This is a genomic window from Streptomyces sp. NPDC093544 (assembly GCF_040683495.1).
Classification (GTDB): Bacteria; Actinomycetota; Actinomycetes; order Streptomycetales; family Streptomycetaceae; genus Streptomyces.
This window is the reverse complement of the sequence record NZ_JBFBEA010000028.1, coordinates 25,682-38,197: the sequence shown is the minus strand read 5'-3', so window position 1 is coordinate 38,197 and position 12,516 is coordinate 25,682. Positions and strand designations below refer to the sequence as shown.

Annotated in this window: 9 protein-coding genes; 3 read left to right on the top strand and 6 right to left on the bottom strand. The window is 69.0% G+C overall.

Annotated features, from left to right (window positions below):
* Nucleotides 1–46: 46 nt before the first annotated feature.
* Nucleotides 47–1,321 (bottom strand): LCP family protein, encoded by a 1,275-nt coding sequence (locus tag AB0N66_RS33945; RefSeq protein WP_365442261.1) that lies wholly within the window; start codon nt 1,319–1,321, stop codon nt 47–49.
* 119 nt (nt 1,322–1,440) lie between these two features.
* Here AB0N66_RS33945 and AB0N66_RS33940 point away from each other — a divergent pair, with 119 nt between their 5' ends.
* Nucleotides 1,441–1,986, top strand: a complete 546-nt coding sequence (locus AB0N66_RS33940; protein WP_365442259.1) for an acyl-CoA thioesterase — start codon at nt 1,441–1,443, stop codon at nt 1,984–1,986.
* Nucleotides 1,987–2,001: 15 nt separating this feature from the next.
* Here the strand turns inward: AB0N66_RS33940 and AB0N66_RS33935 are convergent, their stop codons facing one another.
* Nucleotides 2,002–3,453 carry an LCP family protein gene (locus AB0N66_RS33935; RefSeq protein ID WP_365442257.1) on the bottom strand — a complete coding sequence of 484 codons (1,452 nt, stop codon included), beginning with the start codon at nt 3,451–3,453 and terminating at the stop codon, nt 2,002–2,004.
* 127 nt (nt 3,454–3,580) lie between these two features.
* Here AB0N66_RS33935 and AB0N66_RS33930 point away from each other — a divergent pair, with 127 nt between their 5' ends.
* Nucleotides 3,581–4,609, top strand: a complete 1,029-nt coding sequence (locus tag AB0N66_RS33930; protein ID WP_365442255.1) for a glycosyltransferase family 2 protein — start codon at nt 3,581–3,583, stop codon at nt 4,607–4,609.
* A 64-nt stretch (nt 4,610–4,673) separates the two neighbouring features.
* Here the strand turns inward: AB0N66_RS33930 and AB0N66_RS33925 are convergent, their stop codons facing one another.
* The 4 genes from AB0N66_RS33925 to AB0N66_RS33910 all read right to left on the bottom strand — a co-directional run bounded on the left by AB0N66_RS33925 (nt 4,674) and on the right by AB0N66_RS33910 (nt 10,962).
* Nucleotides 4,674–6,458, bottom strand: coding sequence for an LCP family protein (locus AB0N66_RS33925; RefSeq protein WP_365442253.1), 1,785 nt, complete (start codon nt 6,456–6,458; stop codon nt 4,674–4,676).
* A 123-nt stretch (nt 6,459–6,581) separates the two neighbouring features.
* On the bottom strand, nt 6,582–8,333 hold the full coding sequence (locus AB0N66_RS33920; RefSeq protein WP_365442251.1) for an LCP family protein: 1,752 nt from the start codon (nt 8,331–8,333) through the stop codon (nt 6,582–6,584).
* A gap of 250 nt (nt 8,334–8,583) precedes the next feature.
* Entirely contained in the window at nt 8,584–9,846 is a 1,263-nt protein-coding gene (locus AB0N66_RS33915; RefSeq protein WP_365442383.1) for an LCP family protein, read from the bottom strand.
* A 360-nt stretch (nt 9,847–10,206) separates the two neighbouring features.
* Nucleotides 10,207–10,962: a TIGR03089 family protein gene (locus AB0N66_RS33910; protein ID WP_365442249.1), complete on the bottom strand. Its 756-nt coding sequence runs from the start codon at nt 10,960–10,962 to the stop codon at nt 10,207–10,209.
* Between the two features lie 139 nt (nt 10,963–11,101).
* Here AB0N66_RS33910 and AB0N66_RS33905 point away from each other — a divergent pair, with 139 nt between their 5' ends.
* Nucleotides 11,102–12,514 (top strand): N-acetylmuramoyl-L-alanine amidase, encoded by a 1,413-nt coding sequence (locus AB0N66_RS33905; RefSeq protein ID WP_365442247.1) that lies wholly within the window; start codon nt 11,102–11,104, stop codon nt 12,512–12,514.
* Nucleotides 12,515–12,516 lie beyond the last annotated feature (2 nt).

Here is a 12,516-nt window from a genome sequence, read left to right as displayed (position 1 = left end):
GGGCACCCAATGGGTGCCCTTCACCGGTTTCGCCGCGAGTCCGACCTCAGTCGCCCGTGACCGTCACCTTCTCGTCGTTCTTCAGCTCGTCCACGAGCGTCTTCACCTTCGCCTTGTCCCAGACGAGGTTGCCGCCGGTGGAGCCGGAGATCGGCATGTTCATCGACGTGCCGTCGCCGCCGCTGACGCTCTTCATCGCCCAGAACATGTCGGCGAGGTCGAACAGGCCCATGTCCTTGTCGACGATGAGGCTGTCGAGGCCGGCGCCCATGGTCGGGTAGAGCTTGAAGGGGTTCAGGACGGTGCCCGGCGTCGCGACCTGGTTGGCCAGGGCCGAGAGGAACTTCTGCTGGTTCTTCGTACGGTCGAGGTCGCTGCCCGCGAGCGCGTACCGGGTACGGACGAACGCCAGGGCCTGCTCGCCGTTGAGGGTCTGCTTGCCCGCCTCGAAGTCGGCGCCGGACTTGGTGTCCTTCATGCCGCCCTTGGGGATCTCGATCTCCACGCCGCCGACCGAGTCCACGATGTCCGCGAAGCCCGCGAAGCCGATCTCCACGTAGTGGTCGATGTGCAGACCGGTGTTGAACTCGACGGTGCGCACCAGCAGTTCGGGCCCGTCCTCCGCGTACGCCGCGTTGAGCTTCACCTCGCGGCCCGTGCCCTGGTATGTCTTGCCCGACTCGGAGCCCACGAAGGTCGGGATCTCCACGTTCGAGTCACGCGGCAGCGAGACCAGCGTGGAGCCGTTGTCCCCGGTGTGCAGGATCATCATCGAGTCCGTGCGCTTGCCCTCGGCGGAGCCGGTGTGCAGCTCCTTCTTCTCTTCCTCGGTCATACCGGCCCGGCTGTCGGAACCGACGATCAGGTAGTTCGTACCCTCGCCCGCCTCGGGGCGGTCGATGACCTTGGAGAGATCCACGTCACGGTTGAGCTTGGAGTCGGCCCAGAAGTACGTGCTGACGGAGACCACGACGAGCAGCGTGACCAGCGTGATGGCGGTCCACTTGATCCGGCGGCCCCAGTTCGGCGCGCGGCGCGGACCTCGTCCGCCGCCAGGACCGCCGGGGCCCTGCGGGCCGCCGCCGTTCGGCGTCCCGTAGACATGGCCCGAGTTGTAGCCGCTGTTGTCGTACTGGTCGCCGTACCCCTGCCCGTCGACGTACGTCGGCTGCTGGGGGACCCCGCCGTACGGCGGCGCGGACGGGCCGGGACCCGGCTGGCCACGGCGGACCTGCCGCATGACGCGCGCGCTCTCGGGCTGCGAGCCGGCGCTGCCGCGTCCGTAACGGTCGTTGCGGTTCTCGTCGGGCCAATCGTTCATGCGGCCAGTGTGCAGTGCCGCACCGGGCGCCATACAAGAGAGTGAGCAGATTCATGCCAGGCCTGTTGCAGATCTGATGCAAAGCGGACTTTGTGCGCCCCCGGCATAAGGTGGACGCCATGACAGACCAGGCCTCCACCCCGGAATCCGATATTCCGGGAAAGCCGACCTCCGCGTCCCGAACCACCCTCAGCCACATCATGGGCCACAACGACACCAACCTTCTGGGCACGGTGCACGGTGGAGTGATCATGAAGCTGGTGGACGACGCGGCGGGTGCGGTGGCCGGACGGCACTCCGGCGGACCGGCCGTCACCGCCTCCATGGACGAGATGGCCTTCCTGGAGCCCGTCCGCGTAGGCGACCTGGTTCATGTGAAGGCCCAGGTGAACTGGACCGGCCGTACGTCCATGGAGGTCGGCGTCCGCGTCCTGGCCGAGCGCTGGAACGAGTCCACCCCGGCCCAGCAGGTCGGCACGGCCTACCTCGTCTTCGCCGCGGTCGACGCCGACGGGAAGCCGCGCCGGGTACCGCCGGTGCTCCCGGAGACCGAGCGCGACGAACGCCGCTACCAGGAGGCCCAGATCCGCCGCACCCACCGGCTCGCCCGGCGCCGCGCGATCATGGAGCTGCGCGAGAAGCGCGCGGCGGAGGGCCTGGACTAGTAGTGATCCCCGTGGCTAGGGGCAGATCACCTGATCGCCCGTGGTCACCCCGAAATCCCCCTGATACGGATCGTCGGCCCGCACCTTCCGCACCTCCTTGAAGTCCGCGCCGGCGGTCACCTTCAGCAGCGGTCCCCGCCCCTTGACCGCGCGCAGCTCGCTGCCGGGCAGGGCGGCCGCGAGGGACTTCGCCGAGCGGTCCCAGCGGGGGTCGTACCAGACGACGGTGCGCTTCAGAGTGCGGTCCTTCGCGCTGACGGGCTGCCGGGTCGTACGGAACCCGGTCGCGGCGAGCGCGCTGTCGACGCGCTTGCCGAGGCCCGCTGTGGCCGTCCCGTTCTCGACCTGGACACGGATCTGCTGCGGGGCCACGTCGACGCGCAGGGCGTTGTTGGTGGGGGGCTTGTGGGCCGCGAGCGGCTTGTCGTCGCGAAGCGCCTGGAAGAGCTTCGTCGACTTGGCGGGGTCCCACTTCAGGGTCGAGCCGACGCCCTTGACGGCGTATCCCATCTGCCCGATCGGCACGGTCGTGAACTCGGAGGAGGAGGGCGAGAAGTCCCGCATCGCCCGCCCGAGGTCGAGGAGTTCGTCGGTGCCGAACCCCTTGTCAGCGCGGACCGAGCCGAGCACGGCCCGGGTGACGTCGCGGAACTTCATCGGGTTCAGCAGCACCCCGGAGGAGGTGGCCCGCGAGATCAGTGCTGCCAGGAAACGCTGCTGGCGCTGCATCCGGCCGAGGTCGGAGGCTCCGTCGATGTGCCGGGAGCGGACGTACTGGAGCGCCTGCCCGCCGTTCAACCGGTGCGAGCCCGCGGGGAGGTCGAGTCCGGTGTAGGAGTCCTTCAGCGGCTTCACGGTGCAGATCTCCACGCCGCCGAGCTCGTCCACCGTCTTCATGAAGCTGGTGAAGTCGACCTCCAGATAGTGGTCGATCTTCACGTGGGTCATGCTCTCGACCGTGCGCACGGTCAGCTGCGGACCGCCCTCGGCGTACGCCGCGTTGATCTTGATGGGGTGCGCGCCGTGCTGCTTGCCGGTGGTCTGGTCGGTGTGCGCGGGCGCCTCGGCGTACGAGTCGCGCGGCAGGCTCACGACGCTGGCCCGCTCCCGGTCCTCCGAGATGTGCACGATCATGATGGTGTCGGTGCAGTGGCAAGGCGCGCCGCCCAGGCGGTACTTGCGCCGCTCCGCCTCCGTGATCCTGTCCCGGCCGTCGGTGCCGACCAGCAGCACGTTCATGCCGTGGCCCGCCTCGGGACGGTTCTTCATGTCCTTGAAGGGGTCGACCCGGGAGATGTCCGCGTCCAGGCTGGTGACCACCGCGTGCCCGATGCCCGCCGCGGCGAGCACCACCACCGAGAGCGTGGTCACCGCCCGCATGGCCCAGCGCGGCTTCTTACGCCGTACGGGGGGCCGCTGTGGGCGACGGCCTGGAGGGCGTGCGGGGGAGCGGGGCGGCGTGGGCAAGGGGGGACACCTCCGCGAGGGCCGGACGTGGGATCCGTGAGCACCGTAGGCCCATACGATCTGCGGCCCGGGCCGGAGGGAGGGCGGCGCGCGACCGTGTCCCCCATTCGCGGTAACGTGACGTCCGATGAGCGAGAAGTCTGACGTGCGGTCTCCCGCCGTTTCTGTGATCATGCCCGTCCTCGACGAGGAGCGGCATCTGCGTGGGTCCGTCCAAGCGATCCTGGCGCAGGAGTACGACGGCGAGATGGAGGTGGTGCTCGCCATCGGTCCGTCCGCTGACCGTACGGAGGAGATCGCCGCCGAGCTCGTACGTGAGGATCCACGCGTGCACACCGTGCCGAACCCGGCCGGTCGCACCCCCGCCGCGCTGAACGCCGCGATCAAGGCGTCCAGCCACCCCATCGTCGTACGCGTCGACGGGCACGGCATGCTCTCGCCCAACTACATCGCGACCGCCGTACGCCTGCTGGCGGAGACCGGCGCGCAGAACGTCGGCGGGATCATGCACGCCGAGGGCGAGAACGACTGGGAGCACGCGGTCGCCGCCGCGATGACCTCGAAGATCGGGGTGGGGAACGCGGCCTTCCACACGGGCGGCGAGGCCGGGCCCGCCGAGACCGTGTACCTCGGCGTCTTCCGGCGCGAGGCGCTGGAGCAACAGGGCGGCTACAACGAGGAGTTCATCCGCGCCCAGGACTGGGAGCTGAACTTCCGGATCAGGGAGGCGGGCGGCCTCATCTGGTTCTCGCCCGAACTGCGGGTGTCGTACCGCCCGAGGCCCTCCATGCGAGCCCTCGCCAAGCAGTACAAGGACTACGGGCGTTGGCGTCATGTCGTCGCCCGTTTCCACGAGGGCTCCATCAACCTGCGCTACCTCGCCCCGCCGACCGCGGTGTGCGCGATCGTGGCGGGTGTCGTGGTGGGCGCGGCGCTGACCCCCTGGGGGTTCGTGATCCCCGGCGGCTACCTCGCGGCCATCGCGCTCGGCTCACTGCTCACGGGCAGGGGGCTGCCGCTGAAGGCGCGGCTCCAGATCCCGCTCGCCCTCGCGACGATGCACATGTCCTGGGGCTGGGGCTTCCTCACCAGCCCGAAGGCGCTCGCGAAGAAGGTCATAGCGTCGCGGCGTCCAGCGGTGCTCAGCTCCAACTGAGGTCATGGGTGTATGAGTTGGGCCCCTCTCGGCAAGTCTCGTCGAGAGGGGCCCAACTCGTGCTCTACCAGGTGTAGTTCGGGTTCACGTGCATGCAGGCCTTGTCGTCGGCGCCGTTGAGGGCCTCCGCCGTGTCCGGAGTCGTGTTGTCCTCCGCCTCGGCCTTGTACGTCGTGCCCTCGCGCCAGTCGGCGCCGACCACGAGCGTGACGCCCGAGACGCTCGTCGACTTCTCCACCGAACTCAGCGGAATTCCCAGGGACTTGGCGACCCGCTGGGCGTCACCCTCCAGGTCGGCGCTCGGGTAGCGGATCAGCGTCTTGTCCTCGGTGGTCGCTTCCGACTGCTCCGCCGAGGCCTGTGTGAAGCCCTTGCCGACCAGCAGCTCGCTCACCTCGCTCGCGCGCCCGCTGACCGGGGACTGCGTGGACGTCCGCGTGCCGTTCAGCACGGCCACGCCGATCTTGTCGTCCGCGGCGGCCGGATCCGAGGAAGTCTCCTCCGTGACCGTCTTCTTCGCGTCCTTGCCGTCGAGGGCGATGTCCTCGCGTACGAGACGGAACAGCTTGGCCGCGTCGTCCGTGGGCTCCACGCGCGCGCCGACGTATCGATTCGGCATGGTCGTCATCGTGATCCGCTTCGGTTCGACCTTCCGCAGCTCGTTGCTGAGGTCGTAGAGCTTCTTCACGGTGCCGAGGCCCGTGTCGACGGTCAGTGCCTTGGTGGCCGTCTCGGCGAGACTGCGCAGCTTGGTGGGGTTGGAGACGGTGGCGTTGTCCCGCAGCTCGCGCACCATCGAGTTCATGTACTGGTGCTGGGCCTTGGCGCGCGCCAGGTCGCTGCCGTCCTCGAAGCCGTACCGGGTACGCAGCCACTCCAGGGCCTGCTCGCCCTTGACGTAGGTGGTGCCCTCCTCCAGCTTCAGCCCGGAGCCGTGACCCTGGCTGTCCTTGGAGTAGATGTTGGCGTCGACGCAGACCGGGACGCCGCCGATCGCGTCCGCCATCGAGACCACACCCGAGAAGTCGATCTGCATGAAATGGTCGATGTGGATGTCGGTCAGCTTCTCCCAGGTGGCCACCGTGCAGCCTGGGCCGCCGCGGCCGAGCGTCTGGTTGGTCATCGTGGGAACGCTGCTCGCCGCGTACACCTGGCCGTCGTCCGGGTCGGTGCACTTGGGGATGTCCAGCAGCGTGTCCCGCGGCATGCTGACCACCGACATGTTGGTGCGGTCGGCGGAGAGGTGCAGCAGCATCTGGACGTCCGCGAGCGGGACTCCGCCGAACGTCTCCTTCGCGCCGCCGAGTTCCTGATTCTCCTCGGTGTCCCGGGCGTCCGAGCCGATCAGCAGGATGTTCAGCGGGGTCTGACCGGCCGCGTTCGCCTCGGACTCGGCGGCGCGGTCCTTCGCGTCGCCGATGTTCAGGTCGTCCTTCTTGATGTTGTCGTTCAGGTGCTGGTAGTAGAGATAACCGGCACCGGCGGTGCCAAGTATCAGGACCGCCAGGACCATCGCCGACCAGCGCAGTACGCGGCGTCTGCGGCGCGAGCGCGCGGCACCCTCGGGCCGGCGGCCGTCGCCGCCCCGGCCGTCCCCCAGCGGCTTGAGAGACATGGTGTCCTCGGCCGTCCGACCTTCGGTCCCCGGAACCGGATTGCCGTCGGTCCCCGGAACCGGATCGATGTCGGCCGACCGCCCGGCGCCGCTGCCGGCCCCAGGACCGGAATCGCCGTCCGCCCCCTGAACGGGCTCGTCGCTCCCGTCGTACAGGCTGTCGTCCCAGCCATGCTCACCGGCCCCCCGGCCGCTTGAGCGTGTTCCCTCTCCGCGCACACCACTTCGCGCCATCTCCCTGCCCCTCCCCACGCTGCGCCTGACAAACGGGCCCGTCCCGCGTCCAGTTGAACGTTTCTCGCGCCCAAGTCGGACGCGCTCTCGTCCTGTTGGACGCTTGACGGACCCGTTAGGTCATCAGCTGGCGCACACTGTTTTGTCCGCGGTGGACTTCTCGACCGTGTCCGGCGCCGTTGTCGGAGCGGTCAGGGACACCCCCGCGCCCTTGAAGTCCTTGCCCAGGGTCAGCACGATCGCGGGCAGACCCTGATCGTTCGTCTCGCTCTTGCCAGGCTTCATCGCCGAGCCGGACAACCCCATGAGATCCGCCAGCTTGCGTGCCTGATCGGCCTGGTCGGGCGAGTACTCCAGGGTCGTCTTGCTGAGCGTCTCCTCGGCGTTGCCGAGCTGGCTGGACTTGAGCACGCCCTCATCATTCTGTAGCCAGTTAAGTGTTTCCTGTGCGGAGCCGGCGACGGCGCCGCCGTTGTAGATGTTGACCCGGACGTCGGCGGCCTCGGACTGGGTGCCTTCGAGCCGGGCGGCGACCGAGGCCGCCTCCGCCTTCTTCTGCGCCTCCACCTCGGTGAACGACACGTCGTCCTTGATCATGTCGAAGACCGGCTGAGCGTCCGACGGGTGGACGACGACCGTCACCGGGGTCTCCTCGGCGGGGTTGTCGATGACCGGCGTCGTGAGGAAGGTGATGTTCTTCGTCGGCACCTTCTTCAGCTCCAGGGCCACGTCCTTGAGCGTGCTGACCTTGCCGATACCGGTGTCCACGGTCAGCGCCTTGGTGGCGGCCTCGGCCAGGGTCAGCAGCTTGGCGGGGTTGGTGAGGGTGTCGCTGGAGGACATCTTGCGCATCAGCGAGGCCAGGAACTGCTGCTGGACCTTGATGCGGTCGAGGTCGCCCGAGTTGCCGAAGGCGTGCCGGGTGCGCAGGAAGGCGAGCGCCGTCTCGCCCTCGATCGTGTGCTTGCCGGCGGAGAGCTTGAGATGCGAGTCGGGGTCGTCGACGTCCTTGGCGAGGCAGACCTCGACGCCGTCCACCGCGGTGGTCAGCGTCTTGACCGCGTTGAAGTCGGCCATCATGAAGTGGTTGGGCGTGATGCCGGTGACCGCCTTGACCGTGAGCATCGTGCAGCCCGCGTCCCGGCCGCCCTGACCGAGGCTGGTGTTGAAGCGGACGCCGGTTGTTCCCGGGATGATCTTGGTGCTGCCGTCGGCCTGCTTGGTCGGGCAGTCCGGAATGTCGACGATCAGGTCGCGCGGAATGCTCAACGCGGTCGCGTTCGTACGGTCCTTGGAGACGTGCAGCAGGATGGTGGTGTCGGCGTGCCCGACGCTGCCCGAGTCGCCGTAGTCCTCGTTGCCCTCACCGGTGCGCTTGTCCGTACCGATGATGAGGATGTTGAAGGCCTCGTCCTTGCTGAAGCTGCTGGAGGCCGCGCTGCCGACGTCCTGCGTGGTGACGTTGCCCTCAAGGTGCTTGAGGTAGAAGTACCCGGCGGTGGAGACGGCGACCAGCACGAGGGCCATCGTGCCGCCGGTCCACAGCAGTATCTTCTTCGCCTTCGACTTCTTCGGCTTCGTACGCCCCCGCCGCCGCCCGGGAGGTGGCTCGGCGGGCGCACCGCGGCGCCTGCGTGGCCCTGGCACATCGGTGTCGGGAACGCCGCCGGGCGCATCACCGGGCTCCCGGACCGGTGCGCTGCGGTTGTCCGTCGGGACGGCACCCGCGCCACGGGCGGATCTGCGAGGACCGGGGACTGGTGATTGCGGTGCGGAAGGCCGCAGTCGCAGTTCGTAGTCGCCGGTGTTCGGGTTGAGTACCCACTGGTCTGCGGGGTCGATATCGTCCGCCCGCCCACGGCCTTGCGCGTCCACGGTTCTTGAGTCCTCCGTCGGGGCCACGCGGCGCCTTATTTCCCCCTACATAAAGGCGCTCGGTCACTCGGTCCAGCAGTGCACGACCGCAGGACAGACCTGGAGGCCGGGTGCACCGGATCGCTCACACTATCCGCCCAGTTCAGCGCCGAGCGACGACAGTGAGAAATTCCACCTGCCTACAACTGGGCAATCCGCCCTATTTCTCAGAGAGTTCTCAGCTCGGCTGTTCCCCGCCTTGACGTGGGTTTTACTCGCAGGTGTCCTCGGCCGCCGTGTTCCCCCGGAAAGTCGGCGCCGGCTCGGGAGTCCCCGAGGCTCCGCCGGGTCCCTTTCCGCCCGGTTTCCCGTCCTCGTGCGAGTAATCGAAGGCGTCGGTGTCATCGCTCTCGCCGCCGCCCTCACCGCCGTAGCGATTGCCCTCGTACGAGCTGTCTGCGGCGGAATCCGCTGAATTCTCCGGAAGATCCTTCGCGACCGTCACCGGTGCGTCCGCCCGCAGCCGCGTGAAGAGTTTCTCAGCCTCGGGCTTCACGAGCTGGTCGCGATTGGCGTTGTAGACGTACGACGTCCGGGGCACCGTCAGGAACTGCACCCGTTCCGTGGGGATGTCGCGCATGCCGCGCACGAGGTCGTACAGCCCGCGCAGGCTTGCCAGCGCCGGGTCCGTGGTGAGCGACGAGGTGGCCGCGTCGAGTACGGGATAGAGCTTCGTGGGATTGAGGAGGACGTCGTTGCTGCGCACCTTGTTGACGAGCGCGCCGAGGAAGCGCTGCTGACGGTCCATCCGGTCGGTGTCGCTGCCGTCGCCGATGCTCTTGCGGGCGCGGACGTAACCGAGAGCCTGTTCGCCGTTGAGCGTCACCTTGCCCGCGGGCAGCTTCAGCATGGCTTCCTTGTCGTCGATCGGCTCCTTCAGGCACACCCGGACGCCGTCGACCGCGTCGACCATCTCCTTGAAGCCGTTGAAGTCGATGACCATGTGGTGGTCGACGCGGATGTTCGTGAGCTTCTCGACGGTACGGATCGTGCAGGCCGAACCACCCGTCTGGAAGGCGTAGTTGAACATCCCGAACATCGGCTCGGTACGGGTGCCGTCCGGGCGGCGGCAACCTGGCACGTCCACCATCAGGTCGCGGGGGAGGGAGACGGCGGTCGCGCTGCGCCGGTCCGCGGCGAGGTGCAGCAGGATCGTGGTGTCGGACCGCTCGGTGCCGGAGTCCCGCCCGTACTGCGCGTTGCCGTTCCCGGCCCGCGAGTCCGACCCGATCAGCAGGATGTTCTGCGCGCCGCGCACCAGTGCGGTGGGCCGTTCCTTCTCGTACCGGGCGAGCTCGGTCGCGGCGTCGTTGTCCGCCGTGATGTTCCCGTTCAGCTTCTCGTACGCCGCCCAGCCCGCCCCGGCGGCACCGAGCACCACGACCGCGACACCGATCGCGGTGTAGCGCAGCCAGCGCCTGCGGCGACGTATGAGACCGGCGCCGGTGGGGGTGGCGCCGATCTCGGGGCCCAGGGTGCGGGGAGTGGCCGTCCGCTCAGGCGCTCCGGACGGCGTGCCTGCGGTGTCGGTCACGTCGGAGTCCACCCCTCATGGCGTACGAGCGTGTGGTGCTCCTACGACCCTCTCCCGGAGGGGCTGGTGAGGGGGGCCGGTGATGGGCCGAACGGGCGATGCGCAGGCGGCCGACCGCTATCGCTGTGGGCAATCGTTCCGCAGGGCGATAGGGGTCCCCCCGATCGAGCGAAGCCGAGAGTGGGGGAGGGTGGGCACAGCCACCAGTACCGGGTGCCGAGTCGCCGACGTTCCCGGGTGCCGGGGTGGTCCGGTGCCGACGTTCCCGGGTGCCGGGGTGGCCCGGTGCCCGCCCGGGGGCTACCGAGCCGTCGCGGTCACCCGCTCGCTCTCGATCCGCTTGGCCAGCGGGTCCTCGCCCAGCTGCTCCAGATGACGGCACAGCACCACGGACCCCCCGGTCGCGAGCGCCGAGTACAGCCCCGCGCTGAGCCCCTCCCAGGTGTCGTACGGCAGCGCCGACAGGATCCGGGACCAGGGCCCCGTGAGCCCGAGCACAGGCGCGTCCGCACGCGCCCGCTCGACGACCTCGGCGCTCGTGTACTCCGCCCCGGCGACAATCAGCGCCGGCACTTCCGGGTCCACGGGCGCGTACGCCTGGAAACGGTCCCCCTGTGTCGGCACCTCGACGGCGTAGTCGGCGTATCCGGCGGGCGGTGTTGGGAAGCGCCGTCCCAGCGGTGCGAGCGACAGTGCGATCCGGTCGCCGGAGCAGGCGAGGCCGGCCTCGAACTCGCCGGGCCCCGCGACGACGTGGTCGGCCGCGGCCGGGTCGCCCCCGAGATCCGCGACGACACCGGCCGAGGAGCACGCCAGCAGCCACACCGCCGTCTGCCAGTGCGCGGGCAGCAGCAGTGCGACCCGGTCGCCCGGTTCGGCGGACAGTTCGTTCTGGAGCAGGTTGGCGGTCTTGGCCACCCAATTGGCGAAGGTGGCCACGGACAATTCGATCCGTTCGCCCGTGGCGTCGTCGTAGAAGGTCACCAGGGGGCGCGCGGGGTCCGTGGCGAGCGCGGATCGCAGCAGGTCGGCGGGGGTGCGGTCGGTGGCGGTCACGCGGGCAAGCGTACGCGGGGGAGGGTGCGGGGCGGGTGTGGGTCCGGCCTGCGGAGCCACCGGTTCGGACGAGCGGCGCCCGACGGTCCGTCAATTCCCGGATAGACAGATATGTATGACTATGTCCAGTATCAGGGGCATGCGTGGATTCCTTGCTTCTTCGGTCGGCGTCACTTGCGCGGCCGCGCTCGTCCTTCCGCTGGCCCTGTCCGCTCCGGCGCAGGCCGGCCCGTCGGCGGTGAGGTCCGAACCCGCTGCCCCCGGCAGTACCCAGTCACTGCCACTCGTCCCGCTCACCGGCGAACGCGCCCTCGGCTCCGCCGCCCCCGAACAAGGACTCGTCCGACGCGACGTACGGCCCTTCTCGCTCGTCGGCATCGTCTGGGACAACCCGGACAGCGAACTGCACGGCCGAGTCCAGGTCCGTACCCGCGCCGCCGCCACCGGCCACTGGTCCGGCTGGCAGGACGTCGAGACGCACAACCACGAACACGCGGCCGACCCGGACACCGCCGAAGGCGATTCGGGCCGGGTACGCGGATCCACGGCGCCGCTGTGGGTGGGCGACTCCGACGGCGTCGAGGTGCGCGTCCAGGCGGAGGTGGACGAACGTGCGACGACAGCGGGCGACTCGCCGCTCCCCAGGGGGATGCGCCTCGAACTGGTCGCGCCCGGCGCGGACGCCGCATCCGCGGGCGCGCAGCCGGGAACATCGAGCGCCGGTGCACAACCGGGGCTTCGGCGTGCCGACGCGCAGGTGCGCGCCCCACGGGCCGGCGCACTCTCCGCCGCGTACGCCGCCGTGTCCGCTGCCAACACCGGCCTTGAGCCCACGAGCGCCACCGAGGTCCCCGAGCTCTCCGCGAACGTGATTCCCGCCCTCTCCCAGCAGGAGACGGAGCGCGAATTCCTCGCCGAGCGCCCGGCCGAGCAGCGCGTGAAGCCGTACATCGGCCCGCGCCCGCGCATCATCACGCGCAAGGGCTGGGGCGCGAACGAGAAGCTGCGCGAGCGCGGTTTCGTCTACTCGAAGAAGGTCAAGGCCGCCTTCGTGCACCACACCGCCTCGGGCAACAACTACAGCTGCTCGCAAGTCCCTTCGGTCATCCGCAGTATCTACCGCTACCACGTAGTGAGCAGCGGCTGGCGGGACATCGGCTACAACTTCCTCGTCGACAAGTGCGGAAACATCTACGAAGGCCGCGCCGGGGGCGTGGCGAAGGCCGTCACGGGCGCACACACTCTCGGTTTCAACACCGACAGCATGGGGATCGCCGTCCTCGGCAGCTTCGGCAAGACGAAGCCGTCCGCATCAGCCGTCACCGCCATCGCGAAGCTCACCGCATGGAAGCTCGGCCTCTTCGGGGTCAATCCGCGCGGAAAGACATATCTGAAGTCCGGCGGTGGCAATCTCTACAAAAAGGGAAAGAACGTACGACTGAATGTGATCTCCGGCCATCGGGACGGGTTCAGCACCGAGTGTCCGGGCTGGCAGCTGTACAGCAAGCTCGGCTCGGCCCGTAAGGCGGCGGCCAAGTATCAGGGCAGGTAGAA